Source organism: Staphylococcus sp. M0911, assembly GCF_003491325.1.
In the GTDB taxonomy this organism is placed as follows: domain Bacteria; phylum Bacillota; class Bacilli; order Staphylococcales; family Staphylococcaceae; genus Staphylococcus; species Staphylococcus warneri_A.
This window is the reverse complement of record NZ_CP022881.1, coordinates 2,181,451-2,201,623: the sequence shown is the minus strand read 5'-3', so window position 1 is coordinate 2,201,623 and position 20,173 is coordinate 2,181,451. Positions and strand designations below refer to the sequence as shown.

Annotated in this window: 13 protein-coding genes; 10 read left to right on the top strand and 3 right to left on the bottom strand. The window is 36.0% G+C overall.

The genetic code is table 11. The features are described from left to right. Window positions 1-35 precede the first annotated feature (35 nt). From rpoB to tuf, 7 genes are all read left to right on the top strand, one after another. Window positions 36-3,587 carry a DNA-directed RNA polymerase subunit beta gene (gene rpoB / locus ssp1_RS10695; protein WP_118828221.1) on the top strand — a complete coding sequence of 1,184 codons (3,552 nt, stop codon included), beginning with the start codon at window positions 36-38 and terminating at the stop codon, window positions 3,585-3,587. A gap of 162 nt (window positions 3,588-3,749) precedes the next feature. Beyond that, the gene (rpoC, locus tag ssp1_RS10690; RefSeq protein ID WP_161767509.1) at window positions 3,750-7,346 is read left to right on the top strand and encodes a DNA-directed RNA polymerase subunit beta'; all 3,597 of its coding nucleotides are present in this window, start codon (window positions 3,750-3,752) and stop codon (window positions 7,344-7,346) included. A 148-nt stretch (window positions 7,347-7,494) separates the two neighbouring features. Further along, complete coding sequence (locus ssp1_RS10685) at window positions 7,495-7,755, top strand: ribosomal L7Ae/L30e/S12e/Gadd45 family protein (RefSeq protein WP_002451221.1); 261 nt, start codon at window positions 7,495-7,497, stop codon at window positions 7,753-7,755. Window positions 7,756-7,844: 89 nt separating this feature from the next. Next, on the top strand, window positions 7,845-8,258 hold the full coding sequence (gene rpsL / locus ssp1_RS10680) for a 30S ribosomal protein S12 (RefSeq protein ID WP_002451222.1): 414 nt from the start codon (window positions 7,845-7,847) through the stop codon (window positions 8,256-8,258). 71 nt (window positions 8,259-8,329) lie between these two features. Continuing rightward, a complete protein-coding gene (gene rpsG / locus ssp1_RS10675; protein ID WP_002451223.1) occupies window positions 8,330-8,800 on the top strand; it encodes a 30S ribosomal protein S7 in 471 nt (156 codons plus the stop codon). A gap of 119 nt (window positions 8,801-8,919) precedes the next feature. Next, window positions 8,920-11,001: an elongation factor G gene (gene fusA, locus ssp1_RS10670; protein WP_075777920.1), complete on the top strand. Its 2,082-nt coding sequence runs from the start codon at window positions 8,920-8,922 to the stop codon at window positions 10,999-11,001. 231 nt (window positions 11,002-11,232) lie between these two features. Continuing rightward, the gene (tuf, locus tag ssp1_RS10665; protein ID WP_002451225.1) at window positions 11,233-12,417 is read left to right on the top strand and encodes an elongation factor Tu; all 1,185 of its coding nucleotides are present in this window, start codon (window positions 11,233-11,235) and stop codon (window positions 12,415-12,417) included. A gap of 170 nt (window positions 12,418-12,587) precedes the next feature. Here tuf and ssp1_RS10660 read toward each other — a convergent pair whose 3' ends face one another. Then, entirely contained in the window at window positions 12,588-13,754 is a 1,167-nt protein-coding gene (locus ssp1_RS10660) for a M20 family metallopeptidase (protein ID WP_075777919.1), read from the bottom strand. A 170-nt stretch (window positions 13,755-13,924) separates the two neighbouring features. Here ssp1_RS10660 and ssp1_RS10655 point away from each other — a divergent pair, with 170 nt between their 5' ends. The 3 genes from ssp1_RS10655 to ssp1_RS10645 all read left to right on the top strand — a co-directional run bounded on the left by ssp1_RS10655 (window position 13,925) and on the right by ssp1_RS10645 (window position 16,900). Then, the gene (locus ssp1_RS10655) at window positions 13,925-15,112 is read left to right on the top strand and encodes a glycine C-acetyltransferase (RefSeq protein WP_002451227.1); all 1,188 of its coding nucleotides are present in this window, start codon (window positions 13,925-13,927) and stop codon (window positions 15,110-15,112) included. Window positions 15,113-15,179: 67 nt separating this feature from the next. Then, window positions 15,180-15,686 (top strand): GNAT family N-acetyltransferase, encoded by a 507-nt coding sequence (locus ssp1_RS10650; protein ID WP_049423933.1) that lies wholly within the window; start codon window positions 15,180-15,182, stop codon window positions 15,684-15,686. A gap of 266 nt (window positions 15,687-15,952) precedes the next feature. Further along, window positions 15,953-16,900, top strand: a complete 948-nt coding sequence (locus tag ssp1_RS10645) for an ornithine cyclodeaminase family protein (protein WP_107536012.1) — start codon at window positions 15,953-15,955, stop codon at window positions 16,898-16,900. A gap of 1,091 nt (window positions 16,901-17,991) precedes the next feature. On the opposite strand, the gene ssp1_RS10635 is transcribed toward ssp1_RS10645, so the two are convergent. Both ssp1_RS10635 and ssp1_RS10630 read right to left on the bottom strand, forming a co-directional pair. Beyond that, window positions 17,992-18,762: a DeoR/GlpR family DNA-binding transcription regulator gene (locus ssp1_RS10635; protein WP_002452001.1), complete on the bottom strand. Its 771-nt coding sequence runs from the start codon at window positions 18,760-18,762 to the stop codon at window positions 17,992-17,994. A 163-nt stretch (window positions 18,763-18,925) separates the two neighbouring features. Beyond that, window positions 18,926-20,161, bottom strand: a complete 1,236-nt coding sequence (locus tag ssp1_RS10630; protein WP_075778354.1) for an MFS transporter — start codon at window positions 20,159-20,161, stop codon at window positions 18,926-18,928. Between the last annotated feature and the right edge of the window lie 12 nt (window positions 20,162-20,173).

Here is a 20,173-nt window from a genome sequence, read left to right as displayed (position 1 = left end):
AAGCAACCCACACAATTTTTGAGGGGTGAATCTGTTTGGCAGGTCAAGTTGTCCAATATGGAAGACGTCGTAAACGTAGAAACTACGCGAGAATTTCAGAAGTATTAGAATTACCGAACTTAATAGAAATTCAAACAAAATCTTACGATTGGTTCCTTAAAGAAGGTTTATTAGAAATGTTTAGAGACATTTCTCCGATTGAAGATTTCACAGGAAACCTATCTTTAGAATTTGTAGATTATAGATTAGGTGAACCAAAATACGACTTAGAAGAATCAAAAAACCGTGACGCTACTTATGCTGCACCTCTTCGTGTAAAAGTACGTCTTATTATTAAAGAAACTGGCGAAGTGAAAGAGCAAGAAGTATTTATGGGTGATTTCCCATTAATGACTGATACAGGTACCTTTGTTATTAATGGTGCAGAACGTGTTATCGTATCACAATTAGTACGTTCACCATCCGTATATTTCAATGAAAAAATTGATAAAAACGGACGTGAGAACTACGATGCAACTATTATTCCTAACCGTGGTGCATGGTTAGAATATGAAACTGATGCTAAAGATGTAGTTTATGTACGTATTGATAGAACTCGTAAATTACCATTAACTGTATTATTAAGAGCATTAGGTTTCTCTAGTGACCAAGAAATCGTTGATTTACTTGGCGACAGTGAATACCTACGCAATACACTTGAAAAAGATGGTACTGAAAATACTGAACAAGCATTATTAGAAATTTATGAGCGTTTACGCCCTGGCGAACCACCAACAGTTGAAAATGCTAAAAGTTTATTATATTCACGTTTCTTCGATCCAAAACGTTATGACTTAGCAAGCGTTGGTCGTTATAAAGCAAATAAAAAACTTCACTTAAAACACCGTTTATTCAATCAAAAATTAGCAGAACCAATTGTTAATAGTGAAACAGGTGAAATAGTTGTTGAAGAAGGTACAGTCCTTGATCGTCGTAAGTTAGACGAAATCATGGATGTATTAGAAGCAAATGCTAATAGTGAAGTGTTCGAGTTAGAAGGAACAGTTATTGATGAACCAGTTGAAATTCAGTCAATTAAAGTATATGTTCCAAATGATGATGAAGGTCGTACAACTACAGTAATTGGTAATGCTTTACCAGATTCTGAAGTTAAATGTATTACACCAGCTGATATTATTGCTTCAATGAGTTATTTCTTTAACTTATTAAGTGGTATTGGTTATACAGACGATATTGATCATTTAGGTAATCGTCGTTTACGTTCAGTAGGCGAACTATTACAAAACCAATTCCGTATTGGTTTATCAAGAATGGAACGTGTGGTACGTGAAAGAATGTCTATTCAAGACACTGACTCAATCACGCCACAACAATTAATCAATATCCGTCCCGTTATTGCATCAATTAAAGAATTCTTTGGTAGTTCTCAATTATCACAATTCATGGACCAAGCTAACCCATTAGCAGAGTTGACACATAAACGTCGTCTATCTGCTTTAGGACCTGGTGGTTTAACACGTGAACGTGCTCAAATGGAAGTGCGTGACGTACACTATTCACACTATGGTCGTATGTGTCCGATTGAAACACCAGAGGGTCCAAACATTGGATTAATCAACTCATTGTCTAGTTATGCACGTGTAAACGAATTTGGTTTCATTGAAACACCATACCGTAAAGTGGATTTAGACACTAATGCGATAACAGACCAAATCGATTATTTAACTGCTGACGAAGAAGATAGTTATGTTGTTGCCCAAGCGAACTCACGTTTAGATGAAAACGGACGTTTCTTAGACGATGAAGTAGTTTGTCGTTTCCGTGGTAATAACACAGTGATGGCTAAAGAAAAAATGGATTACATGGACGTTTCACCTAAGCAGGTTGTTTCAGCCGCTACAGCTTGTATTCCATTCTTAGAAAACGATGACTCTAACCGTGCATTGATGGGTGCGAACATGCAACGTCAAGCAGTACCATTGATGAACCCTGAAGCGCCATTCGTTGGTACAGGTATGGAGCATGTTGCTGCGCGTGACTCAGGTGCAGCTATTACAGCTAACCACAGAGGTCGTGTAGAGCATGTTGAATCTAATGAAATCTTAGTACGTCGTTTAGTAGAACAAGATGGTCAAGAGTATGAAGGTGAATTAGATCGCTATCCATTAGCGAAATTCAAACGTTCAAACTCAGGTACTTGTTACAACCAACGCCCAATTGTTGCTACAGGTGACATTGTTGAATACAACGAAATTTTAGCCGACGGTCCTTCAATGGAATTAGGTGAAATGGCATTAGGTCGTAACGTAGTTGTAGGATTCATGACATGGGATGGTTATAACTACGAGGATGCTGTAATCATGAGTGAACGTCTAGTTAAAGATGACGTATACACTTCTATCCATATTGAAGAATATGAATCAGAAGCACGTGATACTAAACTAGGACCTGAAGAAATCACTCGTGACATTCCTAACGTTTCCGAAAGTGCACTTAAAAACCTAGACGAACGTGGTATTGTGTATGTCGGTGCTGAAGTTAAAGATGGAGACATCTTAGTAGGTAAAGTAACGCCTAAAGGTGTTACAGAGCTTACAGCCGAAGAAAGATTATTACATGCCATCTTTGGTGAAAAAGCACGTGAAGTACGTGATACATCATTACGCGTACCACATGGTGCTGGCGGTATTGTTCTAGATGTTAAAGTCTTCAATCGTGAAGAAGGAGACGACACATTATCACCAGGTGTTAACCAATTAGTACGTGTTTATATCGTTCAAAAACGTAAAATTCATGTCGGAGATAAAATGTGTGGTCGTCATGGTAACAAAGGTGTCATCTCAAAAATCGTTCCAGAAGAAGATATGCCATATTTACCAGATGGACGTCCAATTGACATCATGTTAAACCCACTAGGTGTACCATCACGTATGAACATCGGACAAGTTCTTGAATTACATTTAGGTATGGCTGCTAAAAACTTAGGTATCCATGTTGCATCTCCAGTATTCGATGGTGCTAATGATGATGACGTATGGTCAACTATCGAAGAAGCTGGTATGGCACGTGACGGTAAAACTGTATTATACGATGGTCGTACTGGTGAACCATTCGACAACCGTATTTCAGTTGGTGTTATGTACATGCTTAAACTTGCACACATGGTTGACGATAAATTACATGCGCGTTCAACTGGTCCATACTCATTAGTAACGCAACAACCACTAGGTGGTAAAGCACAATTTGGTGGTCAACGTTTCGGTGAGATGGAGGTATGGGCACTTGAAGCATATGGTGCTGCATACACATTACAAGAAATCTTGACTTATAAATCAGATGATACAGTAGGTCGTGTTAAAACATACGAATCTATTGTTAAAGGCGAAAATATCTCTAGACCAAGTGTTCCTGAATCATTCCGAGTATTGATGAAAGAATTACAAAGTTTAGGATTAGACGTTAAAGTGATGGATGAGCAAGATAACGAAATCGAAATGGCAGACATTGAAGATGAAGATGTAACAGAACGCAAAGTAGATTTACAACAAAAAGATGCGCCAGAATCACAAAAAGAAACTACTGATTAATATGCACTTAAGATAATTAGAATGATAGAGGTAGAGCGATTTTAAATGTCGCTCATACCTTTCTCAAATTCTATATACTATAAATGTAAATCAATCAAATAGCACAGCTAATCTAAATTGAAGGAGGTAGGCTCCTTGATTGATGTAAATAATTTCCATTATATGAAAATAGGATTAGCTTCACCTGAAAAGATTCGTTCATGGTCTTATGGTGAAGTTAAGAAGCCTGAAACAATTAACTATCGTACGTTAAAACCTGAAAAAGATGGTCTTTTCTGTGAAAGAATATTTGGACCAACTAAAGACTGGGAATGTAGTTGCGGTAAATACAAACGTGTACGCTATAAAGGCATGGTTTGTGATAGATGTGGTGTTGAAGTAACGAAGTCTAAAGTACGTCGTGAAAGAATGGGACACATCGAATTAGCAGCACCAGTATCACACATTTGGTATTTCAAAGGTATTCCAAGCCGTATGGGACTTTTATTAGATATGTCTCCAAGAGCATTGGAAGAAGTTATTTACTTTGCTTCTTATGTTGTTGTTGATCCAGGTCCAACAGGTTTAGAAAAGAAAACTTTATTATCAGAAGCAGAATTCAGAGATTATTATGATAAATATCCAGGTCAATTTGTAGCTAAAATGGGTGCTGAAGGTATCAGAGACTTATTATCTGAAATTGACTTAGATGAAGAACTAAAAATCTTACGCGATGAATTAGAATCTGCAACAGGACAAAGACTTACTCGTGCTATTAAACGTTTAGAAGTTGTTGAATCATTCCGTAACTCTGGTAATGATCCAGCATGGATGATTTTAGATGTACTTCCTATCATTCCACCTGAAATCCGTCCAATGGTTCAATTAGACGGTGGACGTTTTGCTACAAGTGACTTAAACGATTTATATAGACGTGTTATTAACCGTAATAACCGTTTGAAACGTTTATTAGATCTTGGTGCACCTGGAATCATTGTTCAAAACGAAAAACGTATGTTACAAGAAGCTGTTGATGCTTTAATCGATAATGGTCGTCGTGGCCGTCCTGTAACTGGACCAGGTAACCGTCCATTAAAATCATTGTCACATATGTTAAAAGGTAAACAAGGTCGTTTCCGTCAAAACTTACTTGGTAAACGTGTTGACTATTCAGGTCGTTCCGTTATCGCAGTAGGACCAAGTCTGAAAATGTACCAATGTGGATTACCGAAAGAAATGGCACTTGAACTATTTAAACCTTTCGTTATGAAAGAATTAGTTCAACGTGAAATTGCAACAAATATCAAAAATGCTAAAAGTAAAATTGAACGTATGGATGACGAAGTGTGGGATGTTTTAGAAGAAGTTATCGTAGAACACCCAGTACTACTTAACCGTGCGCCTACGCTTCATAGACTAGGTATCCAAGCATTTGAACCAACTTTAGTAGAAGGTCGTGCCATCCGTTTACATCCACTTGTTACTACAGCATATAATGCTGACTTTGATGGTGACCAAATGGCGGTTCACGTTCCATTATCTAAAGAAGCTCAAGCCGAAGCACGTATGTTAATGTTAGCTGCTCAAAATATCTTAAACCCTAAAGATGGTAAACCAGTAGTTACACCATCTCAGGATATGGTATTAGGTAACTACTACTTAACACTTGAACGTACAGACGCAGTTAATACTGGTACTATCTATAATGATACAAACGAAGTATTAAAAGCTTATGCAAATGGATATGTTCACTTACACACTAGAATTGGTGTTCATGCAAGTTCATTCAATAATCCAACATTCACTGAGGAACAAAATAAGAAAATCTTAGCTACTTCAGTAGGTAAGATTATCTTTAATGAAATCATTCCTGATTCATTTGCTTATATTAATGAGCCAACTCAAACTAACCTAGAGGGTACAACACCAGATAAATACTTTGTTGACCCAACAGAATTAGGTGAAGGCGGATTAAAAGAATTCTTTGAAACTAAAGAATTAATTGAACCATTCAATAAAAAATTCTTAGGTAATATCATTGCTGAAGTATTTAATAGATTCAGTATTACTGATACATCTATGATGCTTGACCGTATGAAAGACTTAGGATTCAAATTCTCATCTAAAGCAGGTATAACTGTTGGTGTATCTGATATCGTGGTATTACCAGATAAAAAAGATATTCTAGATGAACATGAAAAATTAGTTGAACGCGTGACTAAACAATTCAATCGTGGTTTAATCACTGAAGAAGAAAGATACAACGCTGTCGTTGAAATTTGGACAGATGCTAAAGATCAAATTCAAGGTGAATTAATGCAATCACTTGAAAAAACAAACCCAATCTTCATGATGAGTGACTCTGGTGCCCGTGGTAACGCATCTAACTTTACTCAGTTAGCTGGTATGCGTGGATTAATGGCTGCTCCATCAGGAAAAATCATTGAATTACCAATCACTTCATCATTCCGTGAAGGTTTAACAGTATTAGAGTACTTCATCTCTACTCACGGTGCGCGTAAAGGTCTTGCCGATACAGCACTTAAAACAGCTGACTCAGGTTACCTTACTCGTCGTCTTGTTGACGTTGCGCAAGATGTTATTGTGCGTGAAGAAGATTGTGGTACTGACCGTGGCTTACTTGTTTCTGACATCAAAGAAGGTACAGAAATGATTGAACCATTCATTGAACGTATTGAAGGACGTTATTCAAAAGAAACAATTCGTCATCCTGAGACAGATGAAGTTATTATTCGTCCAGACGAATTAATCACTGCGGAAATCGCTAAGAAAATTACTGATGCTGGTATCGAACAAATGTATATCCGTTCAGCATTCACTTGTAATACACGTCATGGTGTATGTGAAAAATGTTATGGTAAAAACCTTGCAACAGGTGAAAAAGTTGAAGTTGGTGAAGCAGTTGGTACAATCGCTGCCCAATCAATCGGTGAACCAGGTACACAGCTTACAATGCGTACCTTCCATACAGGTGGGGTAGCCGGAAGCGATATCACTCAAGGTCTTCCACGTATCCAAGAGATCTTTGAAGCCCGTAACCCTAAAGGTCAAGCGGTAATCACTGAAATCGAAGGTGTAGTAGAAGATATTAAATTAGCGAAAGACCGTCAACAAGAAATTGTTGTTAAAGGCGAAAATGAAACTAGATCTTATCTAGCTTCAGGTACTTCTAGACTTAAAGTTGAAGTAGGACAATCAGTTGAACGTGGTGAAGTATTAACAGAAGGTTCAATCGAGCCGAAAAACTACTTATCCGTTGCTGGTTTAAATGCTACAGAAAGCTACTTATTAAAAGAAGTACAAAAAGTTTACCGTATGCAAGGTGTTGAAATTGATGATAAACACGTTGAGGTTATGGTTAGACAAATGTTACGTAAAGTACGTATCATCGAAGCAGGAGATACTAAGTTATTACCTGGTTCATTAGTTGATATTCACAACTTTACTGATGCTAACAGAGATGCATTTAAAGAACGTAAACGCCCTGCAACTGCTAAACCAGTATTGCTTGGTATTACAAAAGCTTCTCTTGAAACAGAAAGCTTCTTATCTGCAGCTTCATTCCAAGAAACAACTCGTGTTCTTACTGATGCAGCAATTAAAGGTAAACGCGATGACTTACTTGGTCTTAAAGAAAATGTTATTATTGGTAAACTTATTCCAGCTGGTACAGGTATGAGACGTTATAGTGACGTTCAATACGATAAAAATGTAGCGCCAGTTGCTAGTTCTGAAGAAGAAGTAGAAGTTACTGAATAATTGATATAATGATCAAGAGGTTAGACTTAATTCTAGCCTCTTGATTCTTATTTATTTCATAAAAACACGAATAATTATTGACTATTGTACTGTAACAATGTTAATATATTATAGGTTGATGCAAGCAGAACTTTGGAGGATATTGAACATGTCTAATGAAAAAGTTGCACGCTTTAACAAACAACAATATGTAGTTGGTCTGAAGGAAACGCTCAAAGCGTTGAATAAAGATCAAGTTACATCATTGATTATTGCTCGAGACGTAGAAGTTCATCTAATGACTCGCGTGTTAAGCCAAATCAATCAAAAAAATATACCATATACACTTTTCTCATCTAAGAAAGAATTAGGAGAATATGTAGGTATCAATGTAAATGCAACAATCGTTGCTATATTGAATGAGAATTAGTAAGTGTCTGCTTACTAAATTTTATTTAACCTTAAAATGAACCACCTGGATGTGTGGGATTAAAAAATGAAGAGAGGAGGACATATTCAATGCCAACTATTAACCAATTAGTACGTAAACCAAGACAAAGCAAATCAAAAAAATCTGATTCACCAGCTTTAAACAGAGGTTTTAACAGTAAGAAGAAACAATTCACTGAATTGAATTCTCCACAAAAACGTGGCGTATGTACTCGTGTGGGTACTATGACACCTAAAAAACCTAACTCAGCGTTACGTAAATATGCACGTGTGCGTTTATCAAACAATATTGAAATCAACGCATACATTCCTGGTATCGGCCATAACTTACAAGAACACAGTGTTGTACTTGTACGTGGTGGACGTGTAAAAGACTTACCTGGTGTGCGTTACCATATTGTACGTGGTGCACTTGATACTTCAGGTGTAGACGGACGTAGACAAGGTCGTTCATTATACGGAACTAAAAAACCTAAAAATTAATTTTTAAGATTACGTAAATTTTAAAAATAATTAATCACAATATACTATAATAGGAAGGGAGGATTTACATTATGCCTCGTAAAGGATCAGTACCTAAAAGAGACGTATTACCAGATCCAATTCATAACTCAAAATTAGTTACAAAATTAATTAACAAAATTATGTTAGATGGTAAACGCGGAACAGCTCAAAGAATTCTTTATTCAGCATTCGACCTAGTTGAAGAACGTAGTGGTCGTCAAGCTATTGAAGTATTCGAAGAAGCAATTGAAAACATTATGCCAGTATTAGAAGTTAAAGCTCGTCGTGTGGGTGGTTCAAACTACCAAGTACCTGTTGAGGTACGCCCAGAACGTCGTTCTACTTTAGGATTACGTTGGTTAGTTAACTATGCGCGTCTTCGTGGTGAAAAAACTATGGAAGAACGTTTAGCTAACGAAATCTTAGATGCAGCAAATAATACAGGTGGTGCAGTTAAGAAACGTGAGGACACTCACAAAATGGCTGAAGCTAACAAAGCATTTGCTCACTACCGTTGGTAAGATTAAAGCTTTTACCCTGAGCGTGTTCCGTATCATTGGTTTACCAATAATGGCTCATGCTTAGGGCATCGCCATATCTAAAGTACTTATTCAGTAATAACTGGAAGGAGAAAAAATACATGGCAAGAGAATTTTCTTTGAAAAATACTCGTAATATCGGTATCATGGCTCACATTGATGCTGGTAAAACTACTACGACAGAACGTATTCTTTATTACACAGGTCGTATCCACAAAATTGGTGAAACACACGAAGGTGCTTCACAAATGGACTGGATGGAACAAGAGCAAGACCGTGGTATTACTATCACATCTGCAGCAACAACTGCAGCTTGGGATGGCCACCGTGTAAATATCATCGATACACCAGGACACGTAGACTTCACAGTTGAGGTTGAACGTTCATTACGTGTACTTGACGGTGCGGTTACAGTACTTGATGCTCAATCAGGTGTTGAACCACAAACTGAAACAGTTTGGCGTCAGGCTACAACATACGGCGTACCACGTATCGTTTTCATCAACAAAATGGATAAATTAGGTGCAAACTTTGAATACTCTGTAAGCACATTACATGATCGTTTACAAGCGAATGCTGCACCTATCCAATTACCTATCGGTGCTGAAGATGAATTTGAAGCTATCATTGACTTAGTTGAAATGAAATGCTTCAAATACACTAATGACTTAGGTACAGAAATTGATGAAATTGAAATTCCTGAAGATCACAAAGAAAGAGCTGAAGAAGCTCGTTCAACATTAATTGAAGCAGTAGCTGAAACTAATGATGAATTAATGGAAAAATATCTTGGTGACGAAGAAATTTCAGTAGAAGAATTAAAAAATGCAATCCGTCAAGCTACAACTGACGTAGAATTCTACCCAGTTCTTTGCGGTACTGCATTCAAAAACAAAGGTGTTCAATTAATGCTTAACGCTGTAATTGATTACCTACCATCTCCTTTAGATGTTAAACCAATCGTTGGTCACCGTGCTAATGATCCTGAAGAAGAAGTAATTGCTAAACCAGACGATTCAGCTGAATTCGCTGCATTAGCATTCAAAGTTATGACTGACCCTTATGTTGGTAAATTAACTTTCTTCCGTGTTTACTCAGGTACTTTAAGCTCAGGTTCTTACGTGAAGAACTCATCTAAAGACAAACGTGAACGTGTAGGTCGTTTATTACAAATGCACGCTAACTCACGTCAAGAGATTGACACTGTTTACTCAGGCGATATCGCTGCTGCGGTAGGACTTAAAGAAACAGGTACTGGTGATACTTTATGTGGAGAGAAAAATGACATTATCTTGGAATCAATGGAATTCCCAGAGCCAGTTATCCACTTATCAGTTGAACCAAAATCTAAAGCTGACCAAGATAAAATGACTCAAGCTTTAGTTAAATTACAAGAAGAAGACCCAACTTTCCATGCACATACTGACGAAGAAACTGGACAAGTTATCATCGGTGGTATGGGTGAGTTACACTTAGACATCTTAGTTGACCGTATGAAGAAAGAATTTAACGTTGAATGTAATGTTGGTGCGCCAATGGTTTCATATCGTGAAACATTCAAGCAAGCTGCACAAGTTCAAGGTAAATTCTCTCGTCAATCTGGTGGTCGTGGTCAATACGGTGATGTTCACATTGAATTCACACCTAACGAAACAGGTGGCGGTTTCGAATTCGAAAACGCTATCGTTGGTGGTGTAGTTCCTCGTGAATACATTCCATCAGTTGAAGCTGGTCTTAAAGATGCAATGGAAAACGGTGTATTAGCTGGTTATCCATTAATTGATGTTAAAGCTAAATTATTTGATGGTTCATACCATGATGTCGATTCATCTGAAATGGCCTTCAAAATTGCTGCATCATTAGCACTTAAAGAAGCTGCTAAAAAATGTGATCCAGTTATCTTAGAACCAATGATGAAAGTAACAATCGAAATGCCTGAAGAATACATGGGTGATATCATGGGTGACGTAACTGCTCGTCGTGGACGTGTAGATGGTATGGAACCTCGTGGTAATGCACAAGTTGTAAATGCTTATGTACCACTTTCAGAAATGTTCGGTTATGCAACATCATTACGTTCAAACACTCAAGGTCGCGGTACTTACACTATGTACTTTGACCACTATGCAGAAGTTCCAAAATCAATTTCTGAAGAAATCATTAAGAAAAATAAAGGCGAATAATATAACTTGTCTTTACTAGCTATGCTAGGTTAAAATACAGGTTGAGCTTAGTTATAGGCTAATCGCTTTTATGAATTGATTTTTGTGGGTAAATGCATTATAAAGGAAATATGAATTAAGTAGTATTTCTTTTAGACACAACTTAATCAAACATCTTCTCATGATGGTGAGAAACTATCATGAGAGATAAATTTGAAAATAACTTTTATTAAGAATAGGAGAGATTTAATAATGGCAAAAGAAAAATTTGATCGCTCAAAAGAACATGCCAATATTGGTACTATCGGTCACGTTGACCATGGTAAAACAACATTAACAGCTGCTATCGCAACTGTATTAGCTAAGAACGGTGACACTGTTGCACAATCATACGACATGATTGACAACGCACCAGAAGAAAAAGAACGTGGTATTACAATCAATACTGCACACATCGAATATCAAACTGACAAACGTCACTATGCTCACGTTGACTGCCCAGGACACGCTGACTATGTTAAAAACATGATCACTGGTGCTGCGCAAATGGACGGCGGTATCTTAGTTGTATCTGCAGCTGATGGTCCAATGCCACAAACTCGTGAACACATTCTTTTATCACGTAACGTTGGTGTACCAGCTTTAGTTGTATTCTTAAACAAAGTTGATATGGTAGACGACGAAGAATTATTAGAATTAGTAGAAATGGAAGTTCGTGACTTACTATCTGAATACGACTTCCCAGGTGACGACGTACCTGTAATCGCTGGTTCAGCATTAAAAGCTTTAGAAGGCGACGAAAAATACGAAGAAAAAATCTTAGAATTAATGCAAGCAGTTGATGACTACATCCCAACTCCAGAACGTGATTCTGACAAACCATTCATGATGCCAGTTGAGGACGTATTCTCAATCACTGGTCGTGGTACTGTTGCTACAGGCCGTGTTGAACGTGGTCAAATCAAAGTTGGTGAAGAAGTTGAAATCATCGGTTTACATGACACTTCTAAAACAACTGTTACTGGTGTAGAAATGTTCCGTAAGTTATTAGACTACGCTGAAGCTGGTGACAACATTGGTGCTTTATTACGTGGTGTTGCTCGTGAAGACGTACAACGTGGTCAAGTATTAGCTGCTCCTGGTTCAATTACACCACATACAAAATTCAAAGCGGAAGTTTACGTTTTATCTAAAGACGAAGGTGGACGTCACACTCCATTCTTCAGTAACTACCGCCCACAATTCTATTTCCGTACTACTGACGTAACTGGCGTTGTTCAATTACCAGAAGGTACTGAAATGGTTATGCCTGGTGACAACGTTGAAATGACAGTAGAATTAATCGCTCCTATCGCGATTGAAGACGGTACTCGTTTCTCAATCCGTGAAGGTGGACGTACTGTAGGATCAGGCGTTGTAACTGAAATCCACGAATAATTTTATTAATCGATATAAAAAAAGACCCCATAATGGGGTCTTTTTTTATTTCTATAAATACATAACTTTACCGGCGATTTATCAACAAAAAATCCACTTATTACCTTTTATTTAGGTTAATAAGTGGATTATTTATTAGTTGGACTTTGAAAATTCACAAGACCATATTTTTAAAATACATTTTCAAGTTCTAAAATTTTTAAAAATTCACTGGCAGCATATTTAAATGATGATTCATCGATATCGAAATAAGGATTATGATGAGGTGCAGTAATATTTTTATCTTGATTGCCACATCCTGTTAAGAAAAATGCGCCTGGTCTGACTTTTAAATAGTGAGAGAAGTCTTCTCCAATCATCATCAAATCAGATTCATTAAAACGTAAATGCATATCATTAGCTGCTTGTTTAACAACTTCATATGCTTGTTGGTGATTATGAAGTGGTAAATAACCTTTAATGTAATTAAAGTCATAAGTGATATCATTAGCTACCGCTAAACCTTGTAATAATTTTTCCATCTTAGTTTTGATATGGTTTTGTAAATTAGTGTCAAAGGTACGTACTGTTCCTTTGCAAAACGCACTATCTGGTATCACGCTATCTGAAGAACCTGCTTGAACCATACCAAATGTTAACACCGCTTGTTTTACTGGATCGATGGTACGAGATACAATCTTCTGAGCGCTTAAAATAAATTCAGCCATGATGACGATTGGATCAATAGTTTCTTGTGGTTTAGCACCATGACCACCTTTACCTTGTATCGTGATACTAAATTCGTCAGGTGAGGCCATAATTGGTCCTGGACGAGAATAAATAGTACCTGTTGGATAACCACTCCATAGATGTGTACCGTAGATCTTATCGACGTCTTGTAAACATCCATCATTGATCATTTCTTGTGAACCACCGGGCATAATTTCTTCGCCGTATTGGAAGATGAAAACAACATTACCTTTTAATAGATGACGATGTTCATTTATGATTTCTGCAACGCCTAATAATATGGCTGTATGTCCATCATGACCACACGCATGCATACACCCATCATTTTTAGATTTATAAGGTACATCGTTTAATTCTTGAACAGGTAGTGCGTCAAAGTCAGCCCTAAATGCAATGGTTGGGCCGTCAGCTTTTCCTTTAAAAGTAGCTTTAATTCCATTACGACCTACTGGCGTTTGAATGTCACATGACAATTGGCTAAGTTGGTTAACGATATAGTCATGTGTTTGCTTTTCTTCAAAAGAAAGTTCAGGATATTGGTGTAAATAACGACGTAATTGAATCATTCTTTTTTCTTTTTTACTAGCCAATTGAAACCAATCAAACAAAACTATCACTTCTTCCGTATTATTATGATAATTAGTATATCATTATCTAATAAGACAATATAGTTCAAAATGAATATTTATTGTTAAAAATACAATAAGTGATAAGGCTTTCATGAAAGGCGAAATTAAGGTATTATAAAGATAAATAGAGATACAAGGGGGATATGGTTGTGGTTCAATCATTACATGATTTTTTAAATGAAAATATAAACTACTTGAAAGAGAATGGATTGTATAATGAAATCGATTCAATTGAAGGTGCAAACGGTCCAGAAATTAAAATTGATGGTAAAACGTACGTTAACTTATCATCAAATAACTATTTGGGATTAGCAACAAATGAAGATTTAAAAGAAGCTGCTAAAGCTGCCATTGATTCACATGGTGTTGGTGCAGGGGCTGTACGTTCGATAAATGGTACATTAGATTTACATGACGAATTAGAAGAAACATTAGCGAAATTTAAAGGCACAGAGGCAGCAATTGCTTATCAATCTGGTTTCAATTGTAATATGGCTGCGATTTCAGCAGTAATGAATAAAAACGATGCTATTCTTTCTGATGAACTAAATCATGCTTCTATTATAGATGGTTGTCGTTTATCTAAAGCTAAAATCATTCGTGTTAATCACTCAGATATGGATGATTTAAGAGCTAAAGCTAAAGAAGCAGTGGAATCTGGTCAATATAACAAAGTGATGTATATTACTGATGGCGTATTTAGTATGGATGGCGATGTTGCTAAACTACCAGAAATTGTTAAAATCGCAGAAGAATTTGGCTTATTAACTTACGTTGATGATGCACATGGGTCTGGTGTAATGGGCAAAGGTGCTGGTACAGTTAAACACTTTGGTTTACAAGATAAAATCGATTTCCAAATTGGTACATTATCTAAAGCAATTGGTGTTGTAGGTGGTTATGTAGCGGGTACTAAAGAACTTATTGATTGGTTAAAGGCACAATCTCGTCCATTCTTGTTCTCAACTTCATTAGCACCTGGAGATACTAAAGCCATCACAGAAGCAGTTAAAAAATTAATGGCTTCTACTGAGTTACATGATCAATTATGGGAAAATGCACAATATCTTAAAGATGGCTTAGCTAAGCTAGGATTTAACACTGGCGAGTCTGAGACACCAATTACACCTGTGATTATTGGTGATGAAAAAGATACTCAAGCATTCAGTAAACGCCTTAAAGAAGAAGGTATTTATGTTAAGTCTATCGTCTTCCCTACAGTGCCAAAAGGTACAGGTAGAGTTAGAAATATGCCTACTGCAGCACATACAAAAGAAATGTTAGATAAAGCTATAGAAGCATATGAAAAAGTTGGTAAAGAACTTAACATTATTTAATAGATTTATTCAACAAATCAAGCACTCGTATATTGCGGGTGCTTTTAAATTTAGTGGAGTGGAAGCAATGGATGAAATTCGACAACTTACATATGATGATGAAACACAATTTCTAAAATATATTAATGAATGGTACGAAAATGAAGAGAAAATTGTTCCTGGTAATACAGATTTAAAAAAATATACATCTTTTAAAGAAATGGTAGATCATATTAATAAGTCAAAGCCTAGAGAAGATTGGGTGGAAACAAGTACATCGTTTTACTTTAAAGATAATGTTATTGTAGGCGCGGTTAATATTCGCTATCAGCTGAATGAATCATTAACGCGAATAGGTGGACATGTAGGGTATGGTGTGGCACAATCACAACGTGGTAAAGGCTATGCAAAAGAAATGCTAGGTCATGCTTTAGATATATTAAAAACAAAACAAATTAAATATGTATTAATGACATGTAATCCTAAGAATTTTAGCTCTCAAAAAGTAATCAAGTATTATGGCGGCTATGAAATAGAACCCTATATCAAAAAGAATGGATCACCTGTTAAACGATACCATATTCCAATTAATTAATCATATGCACAAAAAACATTCCCCTAAATAGGAGAATGTGTGTCGTCAAAAGTTAAATTAAATAGTTTTGTTTAAATAAACAAAATCGCAGAGATGGTAAAGACACTTGTCTAACTATCTCTTTATTTATGTTTTTAAGAATAGCATGAATATGCGTACAAGACAATATAAACTTTAAATTACCGACATTTTTAATTAAAATATCGGGTAAAGATGACTATAGATGTATGAAAATACGATAATGATGAAATACGGAGGATGTAAATATGTTGTATTTAACTGAAAAAGACCAACAACAATTACTCAATATGCGTGAAGTGATAGATGAAGTAGCAGAATCACTCAAAGCCTTTTCTGAAGGCGAAACTGAAACCCCTTTACGATATTCTATTCCATTCAATGAAGATAATAGATATTTAGTCATGCCTGCGCTATCAGATGCTTTGAAAATTGTCGGTTTAAAGACAGTGACTTTTGCACCTAAAAATCCGGAAAAAGGTAAGTCGACCATTAGTGGCTCAGTTATTTTAAGTGATTATGAAACTGGCGAAACTTTGTCTGTTTTAGACGGTGGGTATTTGACTAAAATTAGAACAGGTGCCATATCTGGTGTTGCCACAAAATATTTATCTAGAGAAAATGCAAGTACTTTATGTGTGATTGGTGCCGGCGAACAAGCTGAAGGACTAATTGCGGCTGTTTTAGCAGTCAGAAATATTAATAGGATTCACTTTGCTAGTAGAACGATAGAGAAAGCAGAAAGATTAGCAAAACAAACTAAAGATTTATATGATGTTAATGTTGAAGTATTTGAAGATGCAAATCAGGCTATTGAAGGGACAGATATCGTTGTCACTGCTACTAATTCATCAACTCCGGTTTTCGATAGAACATTAGATCCAGGTGTTCATTTGAATGCGGTAGGTTCTTTTAAACCTGATATGCAAGAGTTACCAACAGAATCTATGATGGTTGCGAATAAAATTGTCGTAGAATCAACAGAAGCAGCAATGGAAGAAACAGGAGATTTAAAAATTCCCGAACAAGAAGGCGTATTAACGCAAGATATGTTACACGCAGAGCTCGGGGATATTGTGGCAGGTCGTAAACAAGGTAGAACAGATGAGAAAGAAGTCACGCTATTTAAATCAGTGGGACTAGCAATTGTAGATATTGTCGTAGCTAATTACTTTTATAAAAAAGCACAGAAATAAAAGAAATCATGCTAGGGCATAAATATATTTCAAGTTATATTCATATTTAGGCAGTAGTTGACTTACACATGCGTATTGACTCATGTGTTCAAATTAAGCTTTAGAGGTATACATGAACTAAAGTTCATGCATAAAACCGTCTAAGTAATAAATTACAAAGACGGTCTAATGTACTAAGCTTTTTCATTTCAAGTCAACCTTGCCGTGAGGACGGGCCCCAAACATAGAGAGTTTCGAAAAGAAAATCTACAGACAATGCAAGTTGGGGATGGACAACGATAAAGAAATACTTTTTCTTTAGAAATTAGTATTTCTTATGAATGAGTTTCACTCATGTATTCCTATTTTAAAGTACACATTAGCTGTGGCTAATGCGTAAGAGGTTGAGACATAAAGTTTTTGTGCTTCTGGGAAACCGATTAACGGCGTCCCAAAAGCAGGATTATCGGCAGAAGGGACCCAACATAGAGAAATTGGTATTCCAATTTCTGCAAATAATGCAAGTTGGGCAAACGCTCACGATTCGACAAAATTTGGAAAACAATTCAAATGAACAAACTCAACTATTGAGTTTGTAAGAACTACTAACCTATGAATAAGGAAGTAGTTCTTTATCATCGTTCGGTTCTGCTCAAATCCTAAACGCTTTTGTCCAGACCTCTTTATTATTTCTATCCCACTCCCATTATCTTTATCATTACTTTCAATTTAATAAGGTCTGCGTTTATAATTATGGATGAATGACTTTATATTAATCATTAAAAAGACAATAAATATAATTAAAGATCCACCGGCTAATGCCAGAGGTAGCCATTCGTCTTTACTTAATATCGTACGTATATCTGAAATGATAAATAACATAAATATTATACTAGTAATTATTACGGTTGTTTGTTTTGATTTGTATGTTTGCAACGGCTTTTGATTATTCATAATATCATCCTCATTCAATAAAAATGTGACTAAGTAAGACTATCCGCAGTATCCTCGCAGACAAACAGCAGACTTATCATTTAAAATAGATAAATGTGAAATCGCTTATCTTCTTTATAACATCGATTAATAGTACTTTCAATATAAGGAACGCTTATTTATTGATAATCTTTAGGGTTGACTGCAATCACATTTGGAATGGTCTTCTTATACTCATGTATGTCTTCGTGATGATCTGTGATTAAAGCAGTAATTTTATGAATAGGACATACTTGGTAAAAAGCAATTTTATTCAATTTAGAACTGTCTGTAAGCATATACACTTCTTTAGATTGATTTACCATTTGGCGTTTAGCGTCTACAAATTCTTCACTATAGTGAGTTACACCTTTGATCGCATCTATAGCAGGAGTAGCTAAAAAAGCCTTCATCGAGTTAAATGATTGTAGTGTTTGTGTCGTAATTAAACCATTTAGTACATAGTTGTTATGATATAGTGTGCCGCCAGTCACGATGACTTTATGGTTAGAAGAACGAAGTATCGAAGCGATATGGATATCATTTGTAATGATGGTTAAATGTTGCTTATGCAGTAAAGCTTTAGCAAATAATAATGTGGTTGAACCTGAGTCGATAATAAGTGTGTCTCCATCTTCAACGAACTCAGCAGCTTTGTATCCAATACCTAGCTTTTCGTAATAATATTCTGTCTGTCTTTCATCGAAATTCAGCTCACTATATACATTTTCATTATTTAACACCACACCACCATGTGTACGTCTAATTTGGTTATATTGCTCGAGTTTAACAAGATCGCGACGAATTGTGGCATCATGTACATTAAATTCTTTAGCTAATGTGTGAACTGAGGCAGTTTTGTATTTAGTTAAATAGGATATAATTTTTTGTTCTCTTTCGGCAGGTAACATATTCACCGTCTCCATCTAGTAGTTTTGTTCAAATTATATAAATAATCCATGATTTATGTATGCTTATTATAGTATATCAAATACATAATAAAGGCTGTAGATGAAAGTATGACAATGAAATGACCATCTTATACTTAGCCTACAGCCTTTATATTATTGAGTTTTATTCTGTTTCACCGTATTGTTGACTTTTCGGCATTTTAATGAAGTAAGTTAAAATTGTACTAATAAAGTATAATATACCTAAAATCCAAATTACGCCTAAGTCACCAAACGGTTCTAAGAAAATTCTTACGATCATTGGGCCTACGAACACTGGTAAACCAGCACCTAAGTTTAAAATTGAAAGGGTAGCACCTTTATCTTTTTTCACTAATGAAGGAATTAAAGCAGTTAAAGGTACATATGCTGCGATAAAGATACCCCAAGCAACACCAACAATTGTAAGTAAAATGATATTTCCGTGTGACCAGATAGGTACATAGCCCATTAATAGACATGAGATACCACTACCGATACCACCGAAAATCATAACAGTATTACGCCAACCAATTTTATCTCCGATAATACCCCAAATAAGGTTAAAGACGATATTTCCGAAGAAAATAGCTGACCAAACAGCTAACCATTTAGAAGTCGGGATGCCGTATGATTCTAAGTAAAGTGGTAAGAAGATTGGGAAAGCAAATTGTGCAGTAGTATTAATGACACGTACAATACCACCTACTAATACTTTTGGTTCTTCAACAACGATTGTGAATCCTTTTAACATTTCAGCTAATTTTGCTTTGGCATTACTTTTATCAGTAGGTAATTTATCTTTATTCAAGACGATTGCTAAGAATCCACCTAAAACTACCCAGAATAATGAGCTCCATAATGTTCCGATATGACCTAAGTATTTAATAGCAAAGATAGAGTAAAATGCACCTAGCACATTTAATCCACCAGTAAATACAAGCCAGAACCAACCTACAGCTGCGCCTAACGTACGTTGTTCAGAACGATATGAAATCCAAACTAAGAATGAATAAGCGAATAAAGGATAACCTAAACCTCTTAATGCATAAGCAGGATACATAATTGCTAAATTCTCAGAAGGTAGTGCAATACCAACAAAGAATATTGTTCCAATAATGTACAATACTAAACCGATAAACATCGTACGTTTACCGCCTAATGCTTCAGCTAAAACACCACTGAACCAACTTGCAATTGCAACCGTAATACCATAGCACCCAAATAACCAACTTACTTCATTTGAGCTAAAGCCATTATGTTGCAAATAGGGGCTTAGCCAACCAATTTCTAGGCCGTCTCCCATCATAAATATTAATATCCCAATGTAACCCCATACGATTTGTTTGGGCATACCTAAAAACGTTGTCTTATTCATCATTATGTTATCTCC